This is a genomic window from Actinorhabdospora filicis, from assembly GCF_030269765.1.
In the GTDB taxonomy this organism is placed as follows: domain Bacteria; phylum Actinomycetota; class Actinomycetes; order Mycobacteriales; family Micromonosporaceae; genus Actinorhabdospora; species Actinorhabdospora filicis.
The window spans coordinates 470,904-496,148 of sequence record NZ_BSTX01000003.1 but is presented as its reverse complement, the minus strand read 5'-3'; the positions used below and the strand labels follow the sequence as shown (position 1 = coordinate 496,148).

The 25,245-nt window shown below is 72.2% G+C and carries 26 protein-coding genes and 1 tRNA gene; 14 read left to right on the top strand and 13 right to left on the bottom strand.

The window, feature by feature from the left end; genetic code table 11:
- The first annotated feature begins 51 nt into the window (after window positions 1–51).
- Window positions 52–2,337, top strand: a complete 2,286-nt coding sequence (locus tag QSK10_RS22560; protein ID WP_285664926.1) for an immune inhibitor A domain-containing protein — start codon at window positions 52–54, stop codon at window positions 2,335–2,337.
- Between the two features lie 97 nt (window positions 2,338–2,434).
- On the opposite strand, the gene QSK10_RS22555 is transcribed toward QSK10_RS22560, so the two are convergent.
- The 6 genes from QSK10_RS22555 to QSK10_RS22530 form a co-directional block, all read right to left on the bottom strand.
- Window positions 2,435–3,178: a (2Fe-2S)-binding protein gene (locus tag QSK10_RS22555; protein ID WP_285664925.1), complete on the bottom strand. Its 744-nt coding sequence runs from the start codon at window positions 3,176–3,178 to the stop codon at window positions 2,435–2,437.
- Window positions 3,179–3,246: 68 nt separating this feature from the next.
- Entirely contained in the window at window positions 3,247–4,035 is a 789-nt protein-coding gene (locus QSK10_RS22550; RefSeq protein ID WP_285664924.1) for an NAD(+) diphosphatase, read from the bottom strand.
- Between the two features lie 72 nt (window positions 4,036–4,107).
- Window positions 4,108–6,168, bottom strand: coding sequence for an MMPL family transporter (locus QSK10_RS22545; RefSeq protein ID WP_285664923.1), 2,061 nt, complete (start codon window positions 6,166–6,168; stop codon window positions 4,108–4,110).
- Window positions 6,169–6,284: 116 nt separating this feature from the next.
- Window positions 6,285–6,527: a hypothetical protein gene (locus QSK10_RS22540; RefSeq protein ID WP_285664922.1), complete on the bottom strand. Its 243-nt coding sequence runs from the start codon at window positions 6,525–6,527 to the stop codon at window positions 6,285–6,287.
- Entirely contained in the window at window positions 6,524–6,835 is a 312-nt protein-coding gene (locus QSK10_RS22535) for an ArsR/SmtB family transcription factor (RefSeq protein ID WP_285664921.1), read from the bottom strand. The genes QSK10_RS22540 and QSK10_RS22535 overlap by 4 nt, the downstream gene beginning before the upstream one ends.
- A 95-nt stretch (window positions 6,836–6,930) precedes the next feature.
- Window positions 6,931–7,452, bottom strand: a complete 522-nt coding sequence (locus tag QSK10_RS22530) for a GNAT family N-acetyltransferase (RefSeq protein ID WP_285664920.1) — start codon at window positions 7,450–7,452, stop codon at window positions 6,931–6,933.
- Between the two features lie 99 nt (window positions 7,453–7,551).
- Here QSK10_RS22530 and QSK10_RS22525 point away from each other — a divergent pair, with 99 nt between their 5' ends.
- Window positions 7,552–8,403 (top strand): GNAT family N-acetyltransferase, encoded by an 852-nt coding sequence (locus QSK10_RS22525; protein WP_285664919.1) that lies wholly within the window; start codon window positions 7,552–7,554, stop codon window positions 8,401–8,403.
- A 408-nt stretch (window positions 8,404–8,811) separates the two neighbouring features.
- Here the strand turns inward: QSK10_RS22525 and aceE are convergent, their stop codons facing one another.
- On the bottom strand, window positions 8,812–11,550 hold the full coding sequence (gene aceE / locus QSK10_RS22520) for a pyruvate dehydrogenase (acetyl-transferring), homodimeric type (RefSeq protein WP_285664918.1): 2,739 nt from the start codon (window positions 11,548–11,550) through the stop codon (window positions 8,812–8,814).
- Between the two features lie 213 nt (window positions 11,551–11,763).
- On the opposite strand from aceE, the gene QSK10_RS22515 reads away from it, so the two are divergent.
- The 3 genes from QSK10_RS22515 (at window position 11,764) to QSK10_RS22505 (ending at window position 12,816) form a co-directional block, all read left to right on the top strand.
- Window positions 11,764–12,192 carry a DUF3052 domain-containing protein gene (locus QSK10_RS22515; RefSeq protein ID WP_285664917.1) on the top strand — a complete coding sequence of 143 codons (429 nt, stop codon included), beginning with the start codon at window positions 11,764–11,766 and terminating at the stop codon, window positions 12,190–12,192.
- Complete coding sequence (locus QSK10_RS22510; RefSeq protein WP_285664916.1) at window positions 12,192–12,656, top strand: peroxiredoxin; 465 nt, start codon at window positions 12,192–12,194, stop codon at window positions 12,654–12,656. Before QSK10_RS22515 ends, QSK10_RS22510 begins: the two co-directional genes overlap by 1 nt.
- 88 nt (window positions 12,657–12,744) lie before the next feature.
- A tRNA-Val gene (locus tag QSK10_RS22505) sits at window positions 12,745–12,816 on the top strand.
- A 311-nt stretch (window positions 12,817–13,127) separates the two neighbouring features.
- Here QSK10_RS22505 and QSK10_RS22500 read toward each other — a convergent pair.
- Window positions 13,128–13,601, bottom strand: a complete 474-nt coding sequence (locus QSK10_RS22500; protein ID WP_285664915.1) for a GNAT family N-acetyltransferase — start codon at window positions 13,599–13,601, stop codon at window positions 13,128–13,130.
- A 107-nt stretch (window positions 13,602–13,708) separates the two neighbouring features.
- Here QSK10_RS22500 and QSK10_RS22495 point away from each other — a divergent pair, with 107 nt between their 5' ends.
- Window positions 13,709–14,725: an NYN domain-containing protein gene (locus QSK10_RS22495; RefSeq protein ID WP_285664914.1), complete on the top strand. Its 1,017-nt coding sequence runs from the start codon at window positions 13,709–13,711 to the stop codon at window positions 14,723–14,725.
- A gap of 28 nt (window positions 14,726–14,753) precedes the next feature.
- Here the strand turns inward: QSK10_RS22495 and QSK10_RS22490 are convergent, their stop codons facing one another.
- Window positions 14,754–15,584, bottom strand: a complete 831-nt coding sequence (locus QSK10_RS22490; RefSeq protein WP_285664913.1) for an ADP-ribosylglycohydrolase family protein — start codon at window positions 15,582–15,584, stop codon at window positions 14,754–14,756.
- A gap of 198 nt (window positions 15,585–15,782) precedes the next feature.
- Here QSK10_RS22490 and QSK10_RS22485 point away from each other — a divergent pair, with 198 nt between their 5' ends.
- The gene (locus QSK10_RS22485) at window positions 15,783–15,914 is read left to right on the top strand and encodes a hypothetical protein (RefSeq protein ID WP_285664912.1); all 132 of its coding nucleotides are present in this window, start codon (window positions 15,783–15,785) and stop codon (window positions 15,912–15,914) included.
- On the opposite strand, the gene QSK10_RS22480 is transcribed toward QSK10_RS22485, so the two are convergent.
- Complete coding sequence (locus QSK10_RS22480) at window positions 15,911–16,438, bottom strand: hypothetical protein (protein ID WP_285664911.1); 528 nt, start codon at window positions 16,436–16,438, stop codon at window positions 15,911–15,913. The genes QSK10_RS22485 and QSK10_RS22480 overlap by 4 nt on opposite strands.
- A 135-nt stretch (window positions 16,439–16,573) precedes the next feature.
- Here QSK10_RS22480 and QSK10_RS22475 point away from each other — a divergent pair, with 135 nt between their 5' ends.
- From QSK10_RS22475 to QSK10_RS22445, 7 genes are all read left to right on the top strand, one after another.
- A complete protein-coding gene (locus QSK10_RS22475; protein ID WP_285664910.1) occupies window positions 16,574–17,281 on the top strand; it encodes a (Fe-S)-binding protein in 708 nt (235 codons plus the stop codon).
- On the top strand, window positions 17,278–18,666 hold the full coding sequence (locus QSK10_RS22470; protein ID WP_285664909.1) for a LutB/LldF family L-lactate oxidation iron-sulfur protein: 1,389 nt from the start codon (window positions 17,278–17,280) through the stop codon (window positions 18,664–18,666). The genes QSK10_RS22475 and QSK10_RS22470 overlap by 4 nt, the downstream gene beginning before the upstream one ends.
- Complete coding sequence (locus tag QSK10_RS22465) at window positions 18,663–19,262, top strand: LutC/YkgG family protein (RefSeq protein WP_285664908.1); 600 nt, start codon at window positions 18,663–18,665, stop codon at window positions 19,260–19,262. Before QSK10_RS22470 ends, QSK10_RS22465 begins: the two co-directional genes overlap by 4 nt.
- Window positions 19,263–19,324: 62 nt before the next feature.
- Entirely contained in the window at window positions 19,325–19,669 is a 345-nt protein-coding gene (locus QSK10_RS22460) for a YbaB/EbfC family nucleoid-associated protein (RefSeq protein WP_285664907.1), read from the top strand.
- Between the two features lie 10 nt (window positions 19,670–19,679).
- Entirely contained in the window at window positions 19,680–20,030 is a 351-nt protein-coding gene (locus QSK10_RS22455; protein WP_285664906.1) for a YbaB/EbfC family nucleoid-associated protein, read from the top strand.
- Window positions 20,027–21,010, top strand: coding sequence for a WXG100 family type VII secretion target (locus tag QSK10_RS22450; protein ID WP_285664905.1), 984 nt, complete (start codon window positions 20,027–20,029; stop codon window positions 21,008–21,010). The genes QSK10_RS22455 and QSK10_RS22450 overlap by 4 nt, the downstream gene beginning before the upstream one ends.
- A gap of 52 nt (window positions 21,011–21,062) precedes the next feature.
- The gene (locus tag QSK10_RS22445) at window positions 21,063–22,205 is read left to right on the top strand and encodes a PucR family transcriptional regulator (protein ID WP_285664904.1); all 1,143 of its coding nucleotides are present in this window, start codon (window positions 21,063–21,065) and stop codon (window positions 22,203–22,205) included.
- Window positions 22,206–22,223: 18 nt separating this feature from the next.
- Here QSK10_RS22445 and QSK10_RS22440 read toward each other — a convergent pair whose 3' ends face one another.
- From QSK10_RS22440 to QSK10_RS22430, 3 genes are all read right to left on the bottom strand, one after another.
- Window positions 22,224–24,293: a prolyl oligopeptidase family serine peptidase gene (locus tag QSK10_RS22440; protein WP_285664903.1), complete on the bottom strand. Its 2,070-nt coding sequence runs from the start codon at window positions 24,291–24,293 to the stop codon at window positions 22,224–22,226.
- 75 nt (window positions 24,294–24,368) lie between these two features.
- A complete protein-coding gene (locus tag QSK10_RS22435) occupies window positions 24,369–24,686 on the bottom strand; it encodes a hypothetical protein (protein WP_285664902.1) in 318 nt (105 codons plus the stop codon).
- 53 nt (window positions 24,687–24,739) lie between these two features.
- Window positions 24,740–25,231 (bottom strand): NUDIX hydrolase, encoded by a 492-nt coding sequence (locus QSK10_RS22430; protein ID WP_285664901.1) that lies wholly within the window; start codon window positions 25,229–25,231, stop codon window positions 24,740–24,742.
- Window positions 25,232–25,245 lie beyond the last annotated feature (14 nt).

Below are 25,245 nucleotides of genomic sequence, written 5' to 3'. Positions count from 1 at the left end.
CACTCCGGGAGTGAGCGCGCTGCCCGAAATCCTTTCTAGGGGAGGAGCCCGGTGCGACGACGCACACGCCTCCTGGCCACCATGACGGCGGCCGGAGCATTGACCCTCGGAGTGGTGACGCCCGCGCAGGCGTCCCCACCCGACGGTGACCAGATCCCCAGCGCCCTCGGCCTGTCGGCGACGTCCAAGCCCAATGAGGTCAACCGCGACAACCTGCCGCTCACCCCCGAGCAGCAGGAACTGCGGAACAACCGCATGGCGGCCATGGACGCCGTCGTCAACGGAGAAGCGACCGTGCAGCAGCGCGGCGAGTCCCGTGGCGTCCTGCTGCCCAACGGAACGTGGGTGCAGTGGGGCACGCCGAAGACGGAGAAGATCTGGACGCTGCTCGTCCAGTTCGGCGACCAGATCAGCGAGCACGGCGGAACCGCCGGGCCGCGGGCCGGTCAGCTGCCCGAGCCGGACCGCAGCGTGGACAACAGCACGGCCTGGAGCTCGGAGTACCAGAACCGCAGCTACTACCAGAACATGCTGTTCAGCAAGAAGGGTCCGTCCATGACGGACTTCTACCTGAAGCAGTCCAGTGGCCGCTACACCGTCGACGGCACCGTCGAGAACTGGGTCACCCTGCCTTACAACGAGTCCCGCTACGGATACAACCCTCCGCCGGGACAGAGCGACGCCGACTCCTACGGCACGTTCGTCAACGACTCGATGTCGGCCTGGTACAACGCCCAGGTCGCCGCCGGCAAGACCCCGGCCCAGATCAAGGACTACCTCAAGCAGTTCGACATCTGGGACCGCTACGACTACGACGCCGACGGCAACTTCGACGAGCCCGACGGCTACATCGACCACGTCCAGCTGATCCACGCCGGTGAGGGCGAGGAGGCCGGCGGCGGCGCCCAGGGCGACGACGCGATCTGGTCGCACAGCTGGTTCTCGCAGGGCGGCGGCAGCGGCCCGAGCTGGAACCCGCTGGGCGGTTCCCCGATCGGTGACACCGGCCTGTGGGCCGGCGACTACACCACCGAGCCGGAGAACGGCGGCCTCGGCGTGTTCGCCCACGAGTACGGCCACGACCTCGGTCTGCCCGACCTCTACGAGCGGCGCTCCGGCACCAACGGCACCGGCTACTGGACCCTCATGTCCAGCGGTTCGTGGCTGAACATGGGCGGCAACGCCACCGGCGACATCCCCGGCTACATGGGACCGTGGGAGAAGCTCTTCCTCGGCTGGCTCGACTACGACAAGGTCGAGCTGAACGAGAAGTTCTCGGCCAGCCTGCTGGGCGCGGCCGGAGGAACGAGCGTCTTCAAGGAGGCCACCCTGGTGAACCTCCCGTCGGTCGACACCGTCCACGAGTACACCAAGCCCGCCTCGGGCTCCTACGAGTGGTTCGGCGGTGAGGGCGACCAGATCAACGCCTCCCTCGCCCGCGAGATCGACCTGACGAACGCGACCACGGCGTCCATGTCGGCCAAGGTCCGCCTGGACACCGAGCAGGACTACGACTACTTCTTCGCCCAGGCCTCCGTGGACAACGGCGGCTCCTGGACCCAGCTCGGCGACAAGCTGTCCGGCGACAACGGCGGCTTCCAGAACGTCACCTGGGACCTCAGCGCGTACAAGGGCAAGAAGATCAAGGTCCGCTACCGCTACACCTCCGACCAGAACACCCACGGCACCGGCGTCTTCCTGGACGACTACGCCGTGACGGTCAACGGCTCGGTGGCCTTCACCGACGGCGCCGAGAACGGCGACAACGGCTGGACCGCCTACAACTGGAAGCGGACCACCGGCACCGAGACCGAGAAGAAGGCCCGCTACTACCTGGTGGAGAACCGCCGCTACGTCGGTTACGACAAGACCCTCCAGGTCGGGCCGTACCAGCGCGGCTGGGCCGACACCAAGTACGAGTGGGTCAACCGCTACCCGTACCAGGACGGCGCGCTGATCTGGTACGTCGACACCACCTTCGCCGACAACGACGTGAGCCGCCACAACGGCCACGGCTGGGTCCTGCCGATCGACGCCCGTCCCGACGCCCTCAAGTGGAGTGACGGCACGCTCATCGGCAACGCCCAGCAGTCGTTCGACGCCACCTTCGGCAACGCCAAGACCGACAAGATCACCTGGTACAAGAACGGCGTGCCGACCGTGATCAAGCCGAGCAACGGCGTCAACGTCTTCGACGACTCCGACGTCAACCGCTACTGGCGCGCCGACAACCCGCTGCACAGCACCAAGGTCGCGGGCGAGGGCGTCAAGATCCGCATTCTCCTGGACGGCTCGGCCAACAGCCCGATGCTGATCACGGTGACGCGGTCGCACTGACGGCTGAAAACGCGTAACGGCAAGGCGTGAAGACGGCCCCCGGGTTCTCCCGGGGGCCGTTCACGTGTCTTCGCTTCTAACGGGCGCACTCCCATTTCTAACGAGCGCACATGGTGCGCAGCTCGTCCTGCTTCTGCCCCTCGGAGGTCTTCGGGCACAGCACCGCGCAGTACTCCCCGCCCTCGCTCTTGTAGGCCAGGCAGCACGCCGAGGCGGTCGGCGCCAGCGCCGAGCGGTCCGGCGGGAGGTCCACCGAGGTCCAGCGCCGCCGCTGGTCCAGCGGGCCGCAACCGGCGAACAGCGACTCCAGGCGGACCTTGGCGTCCGGGCAGGAGGGGTCACTGGGGTCACGCGGGTACAGGCTCACCCACATCCGGTCGGAGATGACCGCCCAGATCGTGCGGCGGCCCAGCCGCGAGTGCGGCAGCACGCGCGCCACCAGCGGCTCCATCAGCGCCGTCACGTGCCGGATGAGGGTGGCCTCGTCGCCGTCGACGGTGACCGGCTCGCCGATCGCGGTCGCGTTGAACCAGCCGCCCTCGTCGGGCCGCACGAAGGTCTCGTCGGGGTCCAGCAGCGGGACCACGCCCTCCAGCCGCCAGGCGGTCACCATCGGGATCGAGATCGCCGCCGCGAGCCAGCCCATCACGTGCGTGACCTGCACCTCCGGCGGCGAGGCCGTGCGCTCGGCGAGGCGCCGGAACTGGCCGAAGAGGCCGTCACCGGTGAGCATGGAGCTCAGGCTGTGCCACTCGCCCTCGCCCGGCGCGACGCTGACCAGGGGGTAGGACAGGTGCGGGGCCAGGCGCGCGCCGAGGGGTTCGGCCGACAGGGTGGTCATGTAACTCCTCACCTCGGTAGCTAAGGTGAGGCTAAGCTAATCCCCCGGCGATGTCCACGCCGGGGTGATCATCCTCCCGCGGTCCAGCGGTCCAGGAGCTCCCGGCCGAGGACCCCGCGCAGCGGCTTGACCTCCTCCGGCAGCGCCAGCACCTCCTCGCGGGTGAACCAGCGGGCCTCCTCGATCTCCACCGGGTCCACCACGACCTCCGGCGAGGCCGCGATCCCCTCGAAACCCGCCATCAGCACGTGCGGGTCCCCGAACGCGCTGGGCCCGCTGCCCGCGTAGGCCAGCGACGCCAGGCGCACCCCGGTCTCCTCGAAGACCTCCCGCGCGGCGGCCAGCTCGAAGGTCTCCCCCGACTCCATGTACCCCGACACCAGCAGCCACTTGTGCGACAGCTGGTAGCTGTGCCGCACCAGCAGCACCCGCTCTTCGTGCGTCACCAGCACCAGCACCACCGGGTTCAGCCCGACCATGTACAGCCGATCGCACGAGGGGCACTTCCGCGACAGGTAGCCCGCGCAGTCGGCGAGCTCGGCCGCGCACGAGCCGCAATAGCGGTGCCCGGCGCGCCAGTCCATGATCTGCACGGCGCGCAGCACCGGTCCCTGGCCGAACTCCGGGCGCGCGAACAGCTCCGACCACAGGGTCGTGGTCACCCCGGCGGGCGCCTCGCTCGTCCACAGGAGACGGTCGCCGTCGAGTGAGCCGACGCAGATCAGCGCGGCGTCCCCGGCCTCGGCGACGGTCAGGTAGCCGTCGGCGGCGTGCCCGGCCTCCTTGCCGCGCACCGGGATCCAGACGTCATCGGGCTTGGCGGGACGGGGTGCGGCGGTCAGCGGCGCGAAGGTCATGGGCGATTCTCCCACCGGGCGCAAGCGGGGACGCGGCCAAGAGGTGAGGAGCCCGGCCGCGTCCCACTTCCCTTAGACGGACAGGGAGCGCCGCGCGAAGCGCAGGGACAGCGCGACCGGCAGGAGGATCCCCCGGACCAGTGTGGCGTCCAGCGCGATCGCCACCGCCATGCCGACCCCGAGCATCTTGTACTCCACCGCCGACAGGCTGGCGAACACGCAGAACACCGCCACCATGATCGCCGCCGCGCCGGTCACCACGCCCGCGCTGGCGGCCACTCCCCCGGTGACCGCCTCCGGCATCGCCAGGCCCGCCCGGCGGCGCTCGCGGACGCGGCTCAGCACGAAGATGTGGTAGTCCATGCTCAGCCCGAACAGCAGCACGAACATGAACAGCGGCAGCCAGTCCACGACACCGCCGTAGGCCCGGAAGCCCAGGAGCGACTCCAGCGCGCCGCCCTGGAAGGCCCAGGTCAGGACTCCGTAGGACGCCCCGATCGACAGCAGGTTCAGCGCGATCGAGATCAGCGAGACCACCACCGAGCGGAACGCCACCGCCAGCACCACGAAGGCCGTCACCAGCACGAAGGCGAAGACCAGTGGCGTGCGCGCGGTCAGCCGCGCGGCGAAGTCGTGCGCGAAGGCGGTGCGGCCCGCCACCGCGAAGTCCACGCCGTCCACCCGGCCCACCGTCTCCGGCAGCACCCGCGAGCGCAGCCGCTCCAGCGCCGCGACCGACTCCTCGTCACCGCCCGCGCCCGGGAGGGGGACCCGCAGGACCAGCGCGTCCCCGACCCGTGCCGCCGCGACCGGTCCGGTGACGCGCCCGCGCAGCTCGGCGACCGCCGGGTCCACCTCGGCCAGGCCCGGGCCCCACAGGACCACGCGCGCGGGCGAGGCGGCCCCGGGGAAGGCCTCCTGCACGCGCAGGGCCGCGGCGACCGCCGGGACGTCCGGGGTCAGGCTCTCGGTCGGTGCGGGGCTCTGGAGGCGCATGGTGAGCGCGGGGAGCGCCATCAGCAGCAGCGCCAGGACCGCCAGGGCGCCCCACAGCAGCGGACGGCGGGTGACCGAGCGCGCGATCCCGCCCCACAGGCGCGACTCGCGCGTCCGGCCCAGGAACGGCACCCGGCCGAGGTCGACGCGCTCGCCGAGGAGCGACAGGGCCGCCGGGAGCACCGTGACCGAGCCGGCGAGGGCGAGGCCGACCACGACGGCGGTGCCGAGGGCGAGGCCGGTGAAGTTGTCCAGTCCGGTCAGCGGCAGCCCGGCCAGGCAGAGCACGACGGTGATGCCGGAGACGGTGACGACCCGGCCGGAGGTGGCCGCGGCGGTCCGCACGGCCTCGGCGGTGGGGCGTCCGGCGGCCCTCTCCTCGCGGACCCGGCGCAGGTAGAACAGGGCGTAGTCGACGCCGACGGCCATGCCGACGAGCATGATCATCACGGAGGTGGCGCTGTTCATCGGGACGGCGTCGTCCAGGACTGCCAGGACGCCGAATCCGGCGGCGACCACGCTGGCGGCCAGCAGCAGCGGGATCGCGGCGGCCACGAGCGCGCCGAACACGATGACCAGGACCACCAGGGTCAGCGGCAGGCTGATGAACTCGGCCCGCTGCACGTCCTCCTTGATGGCCTGATCGACCACGGTGGACAGCGACAGGTCGCCGGTCTGGTCGTAGCGGGCCTCCGGGTGGGCCGCGGCGTGCTCGGCGATGAGGGCGCTCACCGCGGTGAAGGCGTCCCGGACGCCCTCGGGCGGCCCGGCGATGGCGAAGGTGACCAGCCCGGCCGGGCCCGAGCGCAGGTCGGCGCCGTCGGCGTCCAGTGGCGAGCGGACCTCGGCGACGAGGTCGGGACGGGCGCGCAGGGCCTCCGCGAGCGGCCCGGCCGCCGCCGCGGGCTCGGTGAGGACGCTCTCGCGGGCGGGGTCGTAGGCGCCCCGGTCCTCCTGGGCGTCCAGGACCCGCTGGGCGCGCCCGGTGTCGCCGGGATCCTCGGCGCGGGCGCCTCCGGAGAACTGGGAGCCGGCCAGGACGGCGGCGGCCACGAAGGCGAACCAGAGCCCCACGGCGAGGGCCCGGTGCCGCAGTGACCAGGCGGTCACGCGGTCCGATTTGATTTCGGGCAGCATGAATGCTGTCCTTTCGGTGAAGGGGTGACGCGATGAAGACCCGCCCTCGGGCGGGGTGGAACTCCTTCACCGGGTCGCCGAGTTGCCGCTCGGCGGCCCGGGGCTCGTGTACCGGGTCAGTCGACCTCGGCGAGGATCTTCTCCAGTGCGGTGACGCGGTCCCGCAGCTCGGCCAGCTCGCGCCGGGCGTGCTCCTGCTCGGTGACCGAGCGGTCCGCCAGGGACTCGTAGGACCGCTCGCGCGCCAGCACCAGCCGCGCCCGGCGGCTCTGCCCGACCTGCCGCAGCACCGTGACGACGGTCGCGATGACCAGGACGAACATGCCGACCACGCCGATGACTTCGATGCAGTCGTTCATGGGGTATCACTCTCCTCGGGCAGGGTCCGCGCCGCCAGGGCGACGGTCTCGGGGGTCAGGCGCAGGTCGAAGGGGATCAGTTCGTAGAACTTGAGGGCCTTGCCGTCGGCGGAGAACTCCAGGGTGGCGCTCACCAGCCCGGCCGCCTCCAGCTTCTTGAGGTGGAGCTGGAGCAGGGCGCGGCTGATCCCGAGCCGCCGCGCCAGGTCGCTCACATAGCCGCGTTCGGCGGCCAGCGCCGCCACGACCCGCATCCGGTGCGGATTGGACAGCGTGGCGAGGACCTGGACGAGATGGGGGGACGTCATAGCTCCATCCTGCACATGCCAAGAAAAGCTAGCAGGTGAATGCCGGAGGCGCCCTCAGGGATCACCCGGATCTCCTGGGGCGCAAACGAAAGAGCTCAGTCCTGTGGGGACAGGAACACGATCACCGGGTTCTCCTCCTGCCCCGGCAGGGCGGGGGCCCGGCGCCAGCCGACCCGGTCGTAGAAGGCGACGGTGTCGACCGCCTTGCGGGCGGTCAGCAGCCAGGCGGGCCGCTCGCCCACGAGCTCGGCGAGCAGGCGGCGGCCGAGCCCGGTCCCCTGCGCCGAGGGGCGCACGGCGAGCTCGTCGACCTCCAGGGCGCCGACGAGGTGGCGCGCGACGCCGTCCTCGCCGAGCAGGTCCAGGACGCGCCGGTAGGCCCGGTCGCGCGGGAACGGCGCCGCGGTCGTCCACGCGAAACCGAAGCCGTCGACGCGCTCGCCGCGGGCCACCACCGCGCGGAAGCCGGGCCGCCGGACGTCGGCGGTGGCGCGCTCCCACCACCGGGCGGTCTCGGTGGGGTCCTCGCCCCAGGGCGGTCCGGAAAACGCCTCGGTGTAGACCTCGCGCAACTGGGCGCCGTGGGCGAGCACGTCCGGGCCGAGATTTTCGATCATGTGTCGGAACCTACCCGCCCGCCACCGCCACCTGGAAATGGACTGGTGCGGTTGGAGGGCCCCGCATATCCTCGCCCCGCACCTCGACGAAAGGCGACCATGCTGCGACACGACCTGTGGACCGACGCCGATCTCGTCCCCGTCCGCCGCCTGACCTACGAGGACCGCGCGGCCTGCATGGACCTTGCGGTCTCCCGCGACTGGGGGCCGGAGGATCCCAAGTGGCGGTTCCTGTTCGACGTCGCCGAGGTCTACGGCATCGACGGCCCGTCGGGCGAGCTCGCCGGTTGCTGCACGCTCACCCGCTACGGGACGACGTCGGCGGCGATCGGCATGGTCCTGGTCGCCGAGCGCTTCGAGGGCCGCGGGCTCGGGCGGCGGCTGATGACGCACGCGATGGGCCTGGCCGGTGTCGCGGTGGTGTCGTTGTACGCGACCGAGATCGGCCGCCCGCTCTACGAGAAGCTCGGTTTCCGGACCACCGACCGCAACGTCACCCACGTCGGCGTCTTCGACGGCCCCCGCCCGGACGGCCCCGCGACACGCCCGGTGACCGACGCCGATCTCCCCCGCGTCCTGGCCGGGGACCTCATCGCCTTCGGCGCCGACCGCTCCGACCTGCTGACCACCCTGTTCGGCGCGGCCGAGCACTTCGTGGTGGCCGAGGACGGCTCCGGCTACGCCGCGGCCTGGCGGAACACGTCGATGCTGGTCATCGGCCCGGTCGTGGCCGACGACGCCCGCACCGCCCGCGCCCTGATCGCCGACATCGCCGCCAAGGACGGCGGAAAGGTCCGCGTGGACGCCCTGCACGCCAAAACCGACCTCCGCGACTGGCTGACGGCCTCGGGAGTCACCCCGTACTTCGAGACCTCGTTCATGGTCGTGGGCGGCGCCGCCCTACCGGGTGACCAGCGAAGACTGTGGGCACCGGTGACCCAAGCGGTCTAGCCGGGCCACGACCACACACACCGCAAACCACCGCAAGCAACACGCAGCCGTAGGCCGAGACGCAAGAGCGACCACCGCCGAGAGGGAAGTGTCTTGACCGTGTGTCTGTGAGGGACGCGCGCGTGCAGCGGCGCAACCAACCCCCAGAGCCACACCCCAAGCGGGTGCCGAAAAACTGAGCCCTCCTCCGGCTCGGGGGAAGTGTTTTGACTTCCGGGGTCCAGGGGACGGAGTTCCCTGGTCTGGTCCAGGGCGAAGCGCCTGGTCGGGTGCAGGGCGAAGCGCCTGCGCTCTCGCACCAACAACCCGCAACCGGCCGGGACACCGCAGCCACCCACCCAAAAGGGGCGGCCCAAAGGCCGCCCCTGGTCTCACCACGGGGCGGCCCGAGACCGCCCCCGAAACCCTCTAGCTGTCCCCGCCGGTCTCCCCCGCGTCCGCCGCCGTCACGTCCGTGATCGCGTACTTCCGCGCCGCCTGCGCCGCCGCCTCACCGGGGACGACCCCGGCGCGGGCGAGCTGCGACAGGGCCGCCACGGTGATCGACTCGGCGTCGACGTTGAAGTGGCGGCGCAGCGCGCCACGGGTGTCGGACTGGCCGAACCCGTCGGTGCCGAGCGACACGTAGGTGTCGGGCACCCAGGGGGCGATGAGGTCCTGCACCGCGCGCATGAAGTCGCTGACGGCGATGACGGGCCCGGTGCCCTCCTGGAGGCGGCGGGTCACGTAGGGGACCTTGGCGTCCTCGCCGGGGTGGCGCAGATTGTGCTCCTCGGCCTCCACGGCGTCGCGGCGCAGCTCGGTCCACGAGGTCACCGACCACACGTCGGCGGCCACGCCCCAGTCGGCGGCGAGCAGTTCCTGGGCCTTGAGGGCCCACTGCATGCCGGTGCCGGAGGCGAGCAGGCGTACTCGGGGCAGGTTCGGGTGCCCCTGCGCGGGCGCGTACAGGTACATGCCCTTGAGGACGCCGTCCACGTCCAGGTTCGCCGGTTCGGCGGGCTGGAAGATCGGCTCGTTGTACACGGTGAGGTAGTAGAAGACGTTCTCCTGGTCGTCGCCGTACATGCGGCGGAGACCGTCCTCGACGATGTGGGCGATCTCGAAGCCGAAGGCCGGGTCGTAGGCCACCACGGCGGGGTTGGTCGCCGCGATGAGGTGGGAGTGCCCGTCCTCGTGCTGGAGGCCTTCGCCGTTCAGGGTGGTGCGGCCGGCGGTGGCGCCGAGGAGGAAGCCGCGCACCATCTGGTCGGCGGCCGCCCACAGCGAGTCGGCGGTGCGCTGGAACCCGAACATCGAGTAGAAGATGTACATCGGGATCATCGGCTCGCCGTGCGTGGCGTAAGAGGAGCCGGCGGCGGTGAACGCGGCGGTCGATCCGGCCTCGTTGATGCCGAGGTGCAGGATCTGGCCCTTCTCGGCCTCCTTGTAGGACAGGAACAGGTCCCGGTCGACCGAGAGGTAGTTCTGCCCGTTCGGGTTGTAGATCTTGGCCGTCGGGAACATGGCGTCCATGCCGAAGGTGCGGGCCTCGTCGGGGATGATCGGCACCCAGCGGTGTCCGGTCTCCTTGTCCTTCATGAGGTCCTTCAGCAGCCGCACGAAGGCCATCGTGGTGGCGACCTTCTGCTTGCCCGAGCCGCGCTTGACGACGTCGTAGGTGGGCTTCTCCGGCAGCTTCAGCGGGATCACGGTGGTGTTGCGGGCCGGGATCGAGCCGCCCAGCGCCTTGCGGCGCTCCATCGCGTACTGGTACTCGTCGGAGTCGGTGCCGGGGTGGTAGTACGGCGGCAGGTACGGGTCGGTGAGCTCGGAGTCCGGGATCGGCAGGTACAGCCGGTCGCGGAAGGTCTTGATGTCGTCGGCGGTCAGCTTCTTCATCTGGTGGGTGGCGTTGCGGCCCTCGAAGTGGGAGCCGAGGGTCCAGCCCTTGATGGTCTTGGCGAGGATGACCGTCGGCTGGCCGGTGTGCTCGGTGGCCGCCTTGTACGCCGCGTACAGCTTGCGGTAGTCGTGACCGCCGCGCTTGAGGCCCCAGATCTGGTCGTCGGAGTAGTCCTCGACCATCTTCTTGGTGCGCGGGTCGCGCCCGAAGAAGTGGTCGCGGACGAACGAGCCCGACTCGGCCTTGAAGGTCTGGTAGTCGCCGTCGGGGGTGGTGTTCATGATGTTCACCAGGGCGCCGTCGGCGTCGGCGGCCAGCAGCGGGTCCCACTCGCGGCCCCACACGACCTTGATGACGTTCCAGCCGGCGCCGCGGAACATCGACTCCAGCTCCTGGATGATCTTGCCGTTGCCGCGCACCGGGCCGTCGAGCCGCTGGAGGTTGCAGTTGACGACGAAGGTGAGGTTGTCCAGCTCCTCGCGGGCGGCCAGGTGGATCGCGCCCAGCGACTCCGGCTCGTCCATCTCGCCGTCGCCGAGGAAGGCCCACACGCGCTGCTGGGAGGTGTCCTTGACGCCGCGGTGGTGCAGGTACCGGTTGAACTGCGCCTGGTAGATCGCCGAAAGCGGGCCCAGGCCCATCGAGACGGTCGGGAACTCCCAGAAGTCGGGCATCAGGCGGGGGTGCGGGTAGGACGGCAGCCCACCGCCCGGGTGCGAAAGCTCCTGGCGGAACCCGTCCAGCTGGTGCTCGTTGAGGCGGCCCTCCAGGAAGGCGCGGGCGTAGATGCCCGGCGAGCCGTGCCCCTGGATGTAGATCTGGTCGCCGCCGCCCGGGTGCTGCTTGCCCCGGAAGAAGTGGTTGAAGCCCACCTCGTACAGGCTCGCCGAAGAGGCGTAGGTCGAAATGTGACCGCCCACTCCGATGCCGGGCCGCTGCGCGCGGTGGACCAGCATGGCGGCGTTCCAGCGAATGAAGGCGCGGATGCGGCGCTCGATGTGCTCATCGCCCGGGAACCACGGTTCGCGCTCAGGAGGAATCGTGTTGATGTAGTCGGTGCTCGTCAAGGCGGGCACACCGACCTGGTGTTCACGGGCACGTTCCAGCAACCTGAGCATGACGTACCGCGCACGTTCGCGGCCACGCTCGTCGAGCAGGCCGTCCAGAGACTCCAGCCATTCGGCGGTCTCGGCGGGGTCGATGTCGGGTAGCTGGCTTGGCAGACCGTCGCTGATTACCGGGCGCTTACGTTCGGTGGACACTAGCGTTCCCTCATAACTCGACGAATGGACTACGGTGTCGCTCCCCATCCTGCCCCCTGAGCCCCCGGCAGGTAGCGTGAGGACCCGATCTACTGGGACGGCGACCACACGTCGGGCGGGGCGGCATTCCTCGACCACGCGCGGGCGGGTTTTCGCTATTCTCAGGGCGCGCGATGACCAACACATGGGCATGAGACAAGGAGGCACCACACAGTGAGCGCGACGGCTGGTCAGGCCGGCGGAGTCCAGGACCTCGCCGATCGGCTGAACATCGGGCCGGGACAGGTCGTCATGGAGGTCGGCTACGACGAGGACGTGGCCGAGGAACTCCGTGACGCGGTTCTGGAGCGGGTCGATGAATTCGTCGACGAGGACACCGACGAGGTGGTCGACACCGTGCTCCTGTGGTGGCGAGAGGAGGACGGGGACCTCGCCGACGTGCTCGTCGACGTCCGCTCGCCGCTCGCCGAGTCGGGCGTCATCTGGTTGCTGGTCCCCAAGGCGGGCCGCGAGGGGCACATCGAGCCCTCCGACATCGCCGAGGCGGCCTCGACCGTCGGTCTCCAGCAGACCTCGAACGTGAACGCGGGCAAGGACTGGATCGCTTCTCGCCTGGTGAGCCCCAAGACCGGCCGGCGCTGATGCCCCTGAAAGTCGGCGCCACGGCACCCGACTTCACCTTGCGGGACCAGAACAACCAGGACGTCACCCTGTCGTCGTTCCACGGCGTCAAGAACGTCCTGCTGGTCTTCTACCCCCTCGCCTTCACCGGCGTGTGCCGCGGCGAGCTGTGCGGCGTCCGCGACGACCCGAGCGCCTTCGGCTCCGGCGATGTGGCGGTCCTCACCATCAGCGTCGATTCGGTCTTCGCCCACAAGGTCTGGGCCCGCCAGGAGGGGTTCGACTTCCCCCTCCTGGCCGACTTCTGGCCCCACGGCGCGGTCGCACAGGCCTACGGCGTCTTCGACGACGAGAAGGGCGTCGCCAACCGCGGCACCTTCGTCATCGACCGGGCGGGCGTCATCCGCTTCGCGGAGATGAACCCGCCCGGCGAACCCCGCGACCCCACCCGCTGGGCCAAGGCCCTCGCCGACCTCAACGGCTGACCGGCCCGCACGCCGCCCACGGGTGGCGTGCGCGCGCCGGAAGCCGGTGGGTAGTCTTGTCGGACCCGCCCGGGTTAACGGGCGGTAAGGGCGCGTAGCTCAGCGGGAGAGCATCCGCCTTACAAGCGGAGGGTCGCAGGTTCGAAACCTGCCGCGCCCACACTCGGGTTCTCGCCCACCGGATGGTGGGTGGGGGCCCTTTTTCGCAGGCCGGGGACGGATGGCCGGGGCAGCCCGACATGGCCCACTCCGGTGTCGATGGCGGCGGGCTGCGACCTCGCGTGCGTCACGCCCGGGGGTTCCGCTCCCACCGCTCGGAGCTGCGGGCGAAGCCTTCGAGCGCCGGCCGGATCGCACGGTGGTCTCTTCCAGGGCAAGGCTTGGGCGGGACCGTCACCGCCCCGGCGCGGCTCCCACGCTCTCGCGCGTCCGGTGGCCTGCGACCCTCCGCTTGTAAGGTTCCAGCTCGTCTCACAAGGCCAGCACGTACCCGAACCCCGGCGCGCCACTGATCTCCAGCTCGCCGGTCTCGGTGAAGCCCGCGCGCGTGAGGACCTTGCGCGAGGCGAGGTTATCGGCGGTGGTCTTGGCGCGCAGCTCGCGCAGCCCATAGCCGCGCGCCAGCTCGACGACCTCGCCGACGGCCCAGGTGGCGAGCCCGCGTCCGGTGGCGCTCTCGGCGATGCGGTAGCCGAGCTCGGCCGAGCCGTCGTTGGCCTCGACGAGGTTGACGCGGCCGACGACCGCGTCGCCGTCGAGCAGGACGTGGAACCAGTCGGTCCCCTCCTCCTGCCGGGACAGGAGGGCGGCGTGGCGTTCGGCGTACTCGGTGAAGAAGTGGTCGCCGCGGTCGGGCACGGAGGCGGCGAAGTACTCGCGGTTCGCCCGCTCGAAGGCCAGCAGGGCGGGTGCGTGGTCGGCGCGGACGAGCTCGATCTTGATCACCGCCGAAGGCTACCCGTGCCGTCCGGCACATCGAGGGCGGTCAACGCGGGGCCGAAGGTGCCGATCGGCATCTCCTGCGATCGCGTCCGTCCGATGAGGCTGGAGGCATGTTCCGATGGGTCAAGACGCGACCGCACGTGGTCGCCTACGCCACCGCCGCCTGGTCGCTGCTGTACGGACTCGCCGGGGCCTACTGGGCCCTGGGCGGGGACGGCTACCCCTTCGCGAAGGTCGACGACGACCACTCGTCGGCCTCCCTCCTCGAACCCAGCCGCGCCGCCGTGGTCGGCCCCTTCATCGCCGCGATCGGCATCGCCGGGGCCGTCCTGGCGGTGGTGATGGCGAAGCGCCCGGCGAAGAAGTGGTGGCTGGTGCTCGCCTGGATCCAGGCGGGTGTGTTCGGCCTGCTGATCCCCGACTACACACTGCTCGCCGTGGTGGCGTTCTCGCCGCTGCTGATCGTCTTCGCCTTCACCGGCGTCCCCGGACCGCAGGACGGCATCGGCGACATCCTCTACTGGCACCGCGTGAACCTGATCCTGGTGTTCGTCTGGGGCGCGCTGTGGGCGCTGACCGCCGTCACCGCCGGACGCACGAAGGTCCGCCGCGTCCCCTACGCCAGAGCCGCCCGCATCGGCCGCATCGCGGTCTGGGTCTCGCTGGCCGCCACGATCCCCTACGACACAACCCGCCTGGCCTGGTACTTCGGCTGGCCCCTCGGCATCACCGACGATTTCCTGAAGATGATGCAGGACACGCCCGGGATGCTGGAGATCGGCCTCGGCCTCGCCGCCGCCTCGGCCGTCGGCGCCCTCCTCACCCACGGCCTCGTGGCCCGCTGGGGCGAAGTGTGGCCCCGCTGGGTGTTCTGGCGCGCCGGACGCCCGATCCACCCCCTCACCGCCGTCATCCCCGCCGGAATCGTGGCGATCGCGGTGATCCCCGCCGGACTGATGGGCGTGCGAATGATCCCCGAGTGGGAGAACTGGGGAACCACGATGCCCGCCACCCTCTTCGCGGTGTGGGGAATGGCGCTGGGAACGGCCGCCTGGGCCTACTGGGTCCGCCGGACGGGCGACCGGCCCGAGCTCGCCACGCCGGAGAAGGAGGCCGCCACACGGTGACCCCCGATGACGGACACCGACACACGCGTCAGGAGAGTGGCTCGCGCCTCGCGAGCCACTCTTTCGGCGAGCGCGCTCCCCATGCCGCGACCAGGCCGCCCACGATGGCGCAGGTGGTGTCGACATCGCCCCCGGCGGAGGCGGTCGCCCAGAAGGCCGCGCGGAAGTCGCCGGCGTGCCGGGCGGCGGTCCACAGGCAGAACGGGACGGTGTCGAGCGCGGTGACCTCGGCGCCGTTGCCCAGCTCGTAGACCGCCTCGGCCGGGTCGGTGATGGCACGGGCGCGGTCGACACGGGCGCGCAGCGGGCCGGGCGGCAGGTACGGGAGGACGCGATCGAGGACGCCGTCGGGGGACGTGGCGGCGGCGACGGCGATCGCGACGGCTCCCGCGACGCCCTCGGGGTGGGCGTGGGTGATCGCGGCGGAGAGGGCGGCCTGGGCGGCGGCGGTGTCCGGGTCACCGTGGAACCACACGCCGAGCGGGGCGACGCGCATGGCCGCGCCATTGCCGAGGGATCCGGTGCCGCCGAAGGACTCGCGGGACAGCTCGCGCCAGTCGCCTCCGTCGCGGACCAGGCGCAGGAGGCGGCCCGCGCCGGGCCCGTAGCCGCGGTAGAGGTCGAAGGCTTCGGCGAAGTCGGCGGCGAGCCGGTCCTGCTGGACCGTGCCGTGCCGCTCCAGGTGGGTGAGGAGGGCGGCGGCCATCTGGGTGTCGTCGGTCCAGGGCCACGGGCCCGGGGGGATGGTGTGGTCGCGGTGGTGGGGGCGGTTGGCGGGCACGAAGAACTGCGCGCCCAGCGCGTCCCCGACGGACAGGCCGTCGAGGGAGGCGCGGGCGCGCTCGATGTGGGAAGTCATGTGGGATCGAAATTACGGCACCAACACCACCTTCCCCACCACCCCGACCGCGCGACGGTCCCCCGCTCGAACAGATCCGCGGCCGACGACTCCACCTGCGTACCCGAGGCCCCCCCGAACACCACCTGCCGCCCGCCGAGCACCGGTCGCTCCAGCGGGGCCCGTCCGGTCTCGCCGCCGTTGCCGTCCAGGACCACCGTGGCCTCCACACCATCGAGCCCCCACCCGGGCGGCAGGCAGTCCTACTTCGGGGCGGTGGAGATCGCGCCGGAGGTGGTGGACCGCCTGCTGGACGAGGGCGTCTGGGCGTTCATGCGGGTCTTCGGCTAGAACGCCGCCCGCACCAGCAGCGCCGCCGCGTACGAGCCCTCCGTACCGGCCGGGCCGGTCAGCGGCGCGGCCCACTCGTACATCTCACGCCTCTCCGGCTCGGGCAGGGCCGGGACGAGCGCGGCCATCGTGTGCAGCAGCGTCACGCGAATGTAGGGCTCGGGCTCGCGCGGGTAGCGCTCCCGCAGGGCGCGGCAGACGTCCGGCGCGTGCGCGGTGGCGCCGGTGAGCAGGTACACGGCGGTGCGGCGGACCTGCGGCTGCTCGTGCCCGGTGAGGGTGAGCACGGTCGGCAGGGCCGAGCGCCACATGCCGTCCCAGTGGCGGCGGGTCGGCTCGGGGCGGGTGCGGGCGTGGCCGGTCACGCCGGCGGCGGCCATGCGCAGGACGCGGTCGCGGAAGGCGGGCTCGGCGTGGACGGCCTTGGCCAGCAGTGCCGGGAGCGCGGCCAGGAGGTGTGCGTCGGCGATGTCGTCGCCGTCGTGGAGCCGTTGTTCGAGATCGGTCAGGGCGTCGGGGTACACGGATGTACTCCTCTTTGAGGGGATGCCGGAATTCGCGCCGAAGCGGCGCTTCGCCGCGATGATGCCCTACTGCCGCTTCCCGCGGGTGGTGCCGCCTCCACCGGCGGTCGCGTGGCGTACGGCAGGATGGCGGCCATGCGGCTCGCGCTGTTCATCACCTGCGTCAACGACCTCGTGTACCCGGCCACGGGCGAGGCGGTGGTGCGCCTGCTGCGGCGGCTCGGGCACGCGGTGGAGTTCCCCGGGGCGCAGACCTGCTGCGGCCAGCTGCACGCCAACTCCGGCTACCGGGACGAGGCGCTGCCGCTCGTGCGGCACTACGCCGAGGTCTTCGCCCCCTACGACGCCGTGGTCACCCCGAGCGGCTCGTGCGCGGCGATGGTCCGCGAGTGGTATCCGCGCCTGGTGCCGGAGGCGGCGGACGTGGCCGCGCGCACCTACGAGCTCTCCGAGCTGCTCACCGACGTCCTCGGCGTCACCGACACCGGCGCGTCCTACCCGCACCGGGTCGCCTATCACCCCACCTGCCACGGGATGCGCGTCCTCGGGCTGGGCGAGCGGCCGCTGCGGCTGCTGCGGGCGGTGCGCGGCATCGACCTCGTCCCGCTGCCCGGCGCGGAGGAGTGCTGCGGCTTCGGCGGTACCTTCGCGCTGAAGAACGCCGGGGTCTCGGCGGCGATGCTGGCCGACAAGTGCCGCGCCGCCGAGTCCACCGGCGCCGACGTTCTGGCCGCCGCCGACAACTCCTGCCTCGCCCACATCGGCGGCGGGCTGTCCCGCGCCGGATCCGGGCTGCGGACCGTCCACTACGCCGAGATCCTGGCCGCCGGGGAGGGCTCATGACGCACGGCACCGGCAACCTCTCCGGCGCCGACTTCCCCAGGGCCGCGCTGCCGCTGCTGGCCGACGACCGGTTGCGCCGCAACCTGCGCCACGCCACCGGCACCATCCGCGCCAAGCGCGCCGCCGTGGTCGGTGAGGTGGACGACTGGGAGGAGCTGCGCGAGGCCGGTCGCGCCATCAAGGCGCACACCATGCGCCACCTGCCCGAGCTGCTGGAGCGCTTCGAGGAGGCCGCGGCGGCCGCCGGGGCCACCGTCCACTGGGCGCGGGACGCCACCGAGGCCTGCGCGATCATCGGCGACCTCATCGCGGCCACCGGCGAGTCCGAAGTGGTCAAGGTCAAATCGATGGCCACCCAGGAGATCGGCCTCAACGAGGCCCTCGAAGCGCGCGGCATCACCGCGGTGGAGACCGACCTGGCCGAGCTCATCGTCCAGCTCGCCGGGGACACCCCCTCGCACATCCTGGTCCCGGCCATCCACAAGAACCGCGGCGAGATCCGCGACCTGTTCCGCGCGGCGATGCCCGGGGCACAGGACGTGAGCGACGAACCGGCCGACCTGGCCGCCGCCGCCCGCCGCCACCTGCGCGAGAAGTTCCTCTCGGCGAAGGTCGCCGTCTCCGGCGCCAACTTCGCCGTCGCCGAGACCGGCACCCTCGTGGTGGTGGAGTCCGAAGGCAACGGCCGCATGTGCCTGACCCTGCCCGAGACGCTCATCAGCCTGGTCGGCGTGGAGAAGATCGTGCCCTCCTTCGCCGACCTGGAGGTGTTCCTGCGCCTGCTGCCGCGCTCCTCCACCGGCGAGCGCATGAACCCCTACACGTCGATGTGGACGGGTGTGGCCGACGGCCCGTCGGCCGTGCACATCGTGCTGCTGGACAACGGGCGCTCGGCGGTGCTCGCCGACGAGGTGGGACGCCAGGCGCTGCACTGCATCCGCTGCTCGGCGTGCCTGAACGTGTGCCCGGTCTATGAGCGCACCGGCGGGCACGCCTACGGGTCGGTGTACCCGGGTCCGATCGGGGCGATCCTGTCGCCGCAGCTGACGGGGGTGGCGGCGAACCGGTCGCTGCCGTTCGCCTCGACGCTGTGCGGGGCCTGCTACGAGGTGTGCCCGGTGAAGATCGACATCCCGCGGGTGCTGGTGCATCTGCGGCAGGAGGCGCCCAAGAGCCCGGTGGAGCGGGCGGCGATGCGGGCGATGTCGTGGGTGATGCGCGATCCGCGCCGCTACGCGCGGGCGCTGCGCGCGGCGGCGCTGCCGTTGCGGAGGCGGCGGACGCTTCGGCGGGCGCCGTGGCCGCTGTCGGCGTGGACGGCGGCGCGGGACCTGCCGCTCCCGGCGGCGAAGTCGTTCCGGGAGCGGTGGAAGGAGGGCGTGTGAGCGCGCGCGAGGAGATCCTGGCCCGGCTGCGCGGTGCCCTGGACGGGGCGGCCGAGGCGCCCGCTCCGCCGCGTCCGGTGGTGGACGCCCGGGCGCAGGGCGATCCGGAGCTGATGGCCGGGCGGCTGCGGGACTACAAGGCGGTGGTGCACCGGGCGGGCCCGGGTGAGCTGGCGGCGGTGCTGGGCGGGGTCCTCGCCGGTGTGGGGGTGCTGGCGGTGCCGCCGGACCTGCCGGAGGCGTGGCTGTCGGCCCACTCCGGCCGTGTCCTGCGCGATCCGGACGTGGCCGCGCTCGACACCGTCGACGCCGTCCTGACCGGCGCGGCGGTGGCGGTCGCCGAGACCGGCACGATCGTGCTGGACGCCGGGCCCGCGCAGGGCCGCCGCGCGCTCACCCTCGTCCCCGACCGGCACGTGTGCGTGCTGTTCACCCGCCAGATCGCGCCCGGGGTGGCGCAGGCGCTGGCGCGGCTGCGTCCCACCGCGCCGCTGACGTGGATCAGCGGGCCCTCGGCGACCAGCGACATCGAGCTGAGCCGGGTGGAGGGCGTGCACGGGCCGCGCAGGCTCGACGTGGTGATCGCCGAATACTGAGCGGTCCGGCCGGGCGAATGTTTGGCACACTTGCCTGCACGGCTTGACATACGGGGAGTTCCATGGGGAACGCGGAGATGCTGGAGCGCGCCGCAGAGGTCGAGGGTCTCCTCGGCCGGCTGTCGGCCGCCCGGCGCTCCATGCTCGCCGCCGCCGAGCGCGCCGAGGACGTCCGTGAGCGGGTGGCCGACGTGCGCGTCGCGGCGGGGTCCCCGGACGGTCTGGCCACGGTCACGTGCGATGGTCGCGGAAAGGTTCAGCGGGTCGAATTTGACAGCGTCCGGTACAACAGAGCGACGGAGGACCAGCTCTGCGCGGCCGTCCTCGCCGCCCTCGCCAGGGCGCGCCGGAAGGCCGCGGAGTCGGCCGCCGGCATATGGCGCGACTTCGAGCGACACCGCCGCTAGGAGGTCCACTGTGGACGAAGAGGGCTCACCCACCCGCCAGGTCGGCGAACTGGCCGAGAGACTGCGCGCGGCACGGGTGACGGCCACCTCCCCCCGCAACGTCGCGCGCGCGATCTGCGACGGCACGGGCAACGTCCTGTCCCTCCAGCTGCGCCCGGGCGCCAAGCGGCAGCAGACGCCCGAGGCGGTCGCGGAGATGATCACCGCCGCGCTCCAGGCCGCCGACCGGGCGGTGGACGCGCTGCGGCAGCACGCCTACGACGACGTCCGCGTCGCCGGCGACACCGTCGGCAACTGGCGGCGGCATCCCGACGACCCGTCCTCGGCGGTCGGCGCGGCCTTCGGGGGTGAGCGGTCGTGACCGAGCCTTACGGAATGGAGTCGATGGCCGACATCCTCCCCACGCTGCCCGCCGACCTGCGCCCGGCCGCGCAGGACCTCTACGGCAAGGCCACCGCCGTCAGCCCCGACGCCGGGGAGACCCTCGCGCTGGCCTTCCGGGTCCTGCGCGAGGCCAAGGGCGATCCCGAGCGCCTGGACGCCGGCAGCGACCTGCTCGACGGCAAGGTCGCCGCCGAGATCGGCCGGGCCCGCGACGAGATCGGGCAGGCCGCGGCGGCGCTGTCGCCGTCCTGGAGCGGCGGCGGGTCCGAGGCCTTCCAGGCCTACCTGCCGCGCCTGACGGGGGCGATGGGGTCGATGGCCGACTCCGCCGCCCGCACCGCGCGGGCCGTCCGCGCCTTCCGGCGCGCGCTGGCCGAGCTGTGGGGACGCATCGTCGACCGCACCTGGCTCACCGGCGGGGAGATCACCGCCGTGGTCGCCCAGAACGGCGGGCACACCGGCGAGTCGATCCCGGCCGTGCTGGGCGTGGTGGACCGCTTCGCCGAGTACGTCTCCGGTGTCGCCCGCGCGCTGCTGAACCTGGCCAACGGCCGCTACAAGGCCGCCGACGGCCTCGGCGAGGAACTGGCGGGCGTGGTCGACGGGCGCCTGCCGGTGCCCGACTGGAACTCCACCGACCGGCAGGGCGAGCTGCGGATGGACCCGGTGGCGCTGCGCCGGACCGTCCACGCCTTCCGTGACAACGGCGCCTACTGGGACAACGCCGTCCGCTACCAGATCGAGGCCGGTGAAGGGCACCTGACGCCGCGCGCGTTCGGGCTCGGGCTGGCCTTCTACGACGACGTCCAGCAGGTCATCACCCGCGACCGGCGGCTGTACCGGGACGCCGACGCGCGGATGGACACCGTCGCGGGCGCGCTGAGCGAGATCGGTCACCTGTACGGCATGATCGACGATGAGAGCACCACTGTGTTCTCCGAGCACCTGGACGACTGATCGACCGGAGACCCATGCCCCGCAGTGCCCCGGCCCATGACAGGCTGACGCGATGAACCTTGCCGCCACGATCCGCAATGTCGAGCGCGCGGCCGGGACCCTGGCCACGCAGAGCGTCGCGCGGATGGACGAGGTCCTCCCCTGGTTCCGGGACCTGCCGGCCGACCAGCGCTCGATGGTCATGCTCGTCGCCCAGGCCGGGGTGCGCTCCTTCGTGGAGTGGCTGCGCGCCGACGGCACCGACTCCGCCATCAGCGACGAGGTCTTCGAGGCCGCGCCCATCGAACTGGCGCGCGCGATCTCCCTCCAGCACACCGTGGCGCTGGTGAAGGTGACCATCGAGGTCGTCGAGGCGCAGGTCCCGGCGCTGGCCGCCAAGGGCGAGGAGGCCGAGCTGGCCGCCGCCGTCCTGCGCTTCTCCCGCGAGGTGGCCTTCGCCGCCGCCCGCGTCTACGCCCGCGCCGCCGAGACGCGCGGCGCGTGGGACGCCCGCCTCCAGGCGCTGCTGGTGGACGCGCTGCTGCGCGGCGAGGCCGGGGACGAGCTCACCTCCCGCGCCGCCGCGCTCGGCTGGTCCGACGCCACACCGGTGTCGGTGGCCGTGGGCCGCTCCCCCGGCGGGGAGGCGAGCGCGGTCCTGCACGGGCTGCACCGCACGACCCGTCGGCTGGGCGTGGAGGTCCTGGCGGGCGTGCACGGCGACCGCCTGGTGGCGGTCCTGGGCGGGGTGGCCGAGCCGCTGGCGACGGTGGAGAAGCTGGCGGGGAAGTTCGGGGACGGCCCGATCGTGGTCGGCCCGGCGGTCCCGACGCTGGAGCAGGCCAGCGAGTCGGCGCGGGCGGCGCAGATGGGTTTCCGGGCCGCCGCGGCGTGGCCGGACGCGCCGCGCCCGGTCTCGGCGAGTGAGCTGATGCCCGAGCGCGCGCTGCTGGGCGACCAGGGCGCGCGGCATTTCCTGTCCAGCCAGGTCTACCAGGCGCTGATGAAGGCCGGTGGCGAGCTGCTGGAGACGATGGACGCGTTCATCACCTCCGGTGGCGTGCTGGAGGGGACGGCGCGTGCCTTGTACGTGCACCCCAACACGGTGCGGTACAGGTTGCGGCGGATCACGGAGGTCACCGGGTTCTCCCCGACGGTCTCCCATGACGCGTTCACGCTGCGGCTCGCGCTGGCGATCGGGCGGCTGGACCCGTAGGCCCAGCCACCCTCTCGGCTACTTCTCCGGCTCGGCGAGCGCGCGCTTGAGGAAGGCCAGCTCGTGCAGGAGGAGCCCGATGCGGCTCTCCTCGTCGGTCGGCATGTGCGTGGTGCGCAGCAGCGGGAGGACCTCGTGGTGCTTCCCGGCGGCCAGCAGCGCCGCCGACAGGCGCAGCGAGTGCGCCATGACCACGTTGTCGTCGGCGAAGCCGTGCACCAGCAGCAGCGGGCGGCGCAGGTTGGGCGCGTCGTCCAGCAGCGAGTTGCGGCGGTAGACGTCCGGGAACTGAGCCGGGTGGCCCAGGTACCGCTCCTGCCAGTGGGTGTCGTAGAGGGTCACGTCGGTGACCGGCGCGCCCGCCACGCCCGCGTGGAACACGTCCGGGCGGCGCAGGACGGCCGCGGCGGCGAGGTACCCGCCGTAGGACCAGCCGCGCATGGCGACGCGCTCGGTGTCGACCTGGCCGGGGTATTCGGCGGCCACCGCCTGGAGGGCGGTGATCTGGTCCTCCAGGGCGTAGGCGAGCTTCTCCTGGTGGATCAGCTTGTCGGAGGCCGGGCCGCGGCCGGGCGTGCCGGTGCCGTCGGCGACGATCACGATGAAGCCCTGGTCGGCCCACCACTGCGAGGCGAGGGCGCCGCCGCCGAGGGTGGCGGTGACCTTCTGCCCGCCGGGACCGGCGTAGGGGTCCAGCAGCACCGGGAGGCGCTCGCCGTCGTAGCCGGTGGGGCGGTAGATCGCGGCCTGGATCTTGCGTTCGCCGATGACCTTGTACTCGGGCACGGCGGTCAGCACGGGCTGCTCCACGTGCGAGGTGATCTCGCCGGTGCGGCCGAAGGCGGTGACGCGCACGCGGGGTCCGACGCGCTCGGGGGTGTAGGAGACGTGCACGGAGACCTCGCCGCGGCGCACGCCGCGGTGGACGCCGGGCTCGACGCTGCGGCGGCGCGGGCCCTCCTCGGCGTCCCACGTCCACAGGTGCACGGTGAGGCCGTTGGTGCTGGCGGTGAACTGGACGCTCTCGCCGTCGACGCCCAGGACGCCGCGCACCTGCGTGGCCGGGGGCGTGACGGGCGCGCCGTCCACGCACAGGTACCAGGTGTCGTCGGAGTCCTCGATGGTGAGCAGCTTCCCGGAGGCCAGGCGCGCCGGGACGCCCGGGAACAGCTCGACCCACTTGTCGTCCTGGAGCTCCCGCAGCGGCGAGGTGGCGCCGGTGGCGGGGTCGATGGCCAGGATCCGCACGGTCTGCTGGTCGCGGCTCTGCACCGAGATGATCGGGCCGTGGGCGTCCCAGCCGCCGGTGGCGACGTACTCGAAGCCCTCGCGGTCCCACTGGACCGGGACGCGCGAGCCGTCCAGGCCCAGGATCCACAGCTTCACGATCGCGTTGTCGGTACCGGCGGCGGGGTACCGGAAGGAGCGCGGCGCGGCGGCCGGCTCGGAGGGGTCGCTGATCCACCACGTGGCGATCGGCGACTCGTCGACCTCGGCGGCGAGGATGAACGCGCCGTCCGGGGACCACCAGTAGCCCTTGTAGCGGTGCATCGACTCGCCCGCCACGTGCTCGGGCAGTCCCCAGTAGACGGCCTCGTCCTCGGAGGAGGCCAGGACCCGGTCGTTGCTCCCGTCGGCGCCGATGACGCGCAGCGCGCCCTCGGCGACATAGGCGACGTGCGCGCCCGTGGCGTCCGGACGCGGGTCGACCGCGCCCGCCGCGACCGGCAGCTCACGCGACTCGCCGGTGGCCACGTCGGCGATCCAGACCTTGCCGCCGAGGCCGTAGACGGCCACGGTGCCCTCGCCGTCGGTGACGTAGCGGGTGATGCCCGCCGCGTGGACGCGCTCGCGCTCACGGCGGACCTTCTCCGCCTCGGGCAGGTCCTCCGGCTCGTCACCGGGACCGGCGACGACGCGCTCCTCCCCGGTGGCGGGATCGTAGGCCCACAGGAACAGCGCCGGATCGTCCCCGGCGCGCGATCGCAGGAAGAGGACGGTGCCGTCGGCGGTGACGGAGCAGTCGCCCGGGGCACCGAGGGTGAAGGAGTGGGTGCGGGCGAGCTGGCGGGGAAGGGTGTCGGACATCCGCCAATCCTGCCAGGTGATCAACTGGGGAGGTAGGGCGTGAGAACTCGCTGATTGGGGGTGGCACGCCGGGAGTCACAGACGACCCCGCCGGACCGCCTCCCGCACGTCCTCGACCGGCAGGCCGAGGAGCTCCGCCAGTCGCAGGTGGGCGGCTTCCAGGAGTGCGGGATGGATCTCGGCGCGCATGGCCGCCGCATCGGCCAGCGCCATCGCGAGGGTGATCGTGGACTCGTCCCGCACACCGGAGTCCGCCAGCGACGCGCGCATGGTCCCGGCGGCGCACAGTCGGCGTACGGCCCCGGTGAGGTGCGCGGTCGCCTCGGCCGGTGGCAGCGCTTCGAGCACGTCGGCGACATCGTCCGGAACCGAGATGGTGACCCTCTTCGTCATACGGGAGATCTATCTCAGCGGGTCGCGTTCCCCGTGTCGCGACACGCCGCCCCTCACCCCTCCAGCCAAGCCGCCATCACCCGCAGGTTCGCCGCCCGCACCGGGATGATCTCCGGCAGCGCGTCCCTCGCGTACAGCCCCACCTCGCCGTCGCTCCCACGCGTGAGAAGGCTCCCGCCGATCGAATGCGCCCGTACGCCGACGATGACGGCGGTGCCCAGCGGCGTGCCGGGCTGGGTGAAGCGGGCGATGTCGGCCAGGACGGCGATCTCCAGCCCGGTCTGCTCGCGCACGGCGCGGGCGATGCCGGACTCCACCGTCTCGCCGCGGTCGACGAACAGCCCGGGCAGGGCGGCGTATCCGTCGCCGAGAGGGTGGGTCAGGACGATCCCGCCCTCGTGCTCCAGGACGGCCAGGACGCCGATCGGGTGCGCCGGGCGGTGGATCCAGCCGCAGCCGGGGCACGTGGCGCGCTCGCGGTCGTCGAAGGGGTCGACGGCGAGCACGAGGGGGGTGGTGCACATCGGGCAGTACTTGTACTCCATGCGTTCACGCTAGT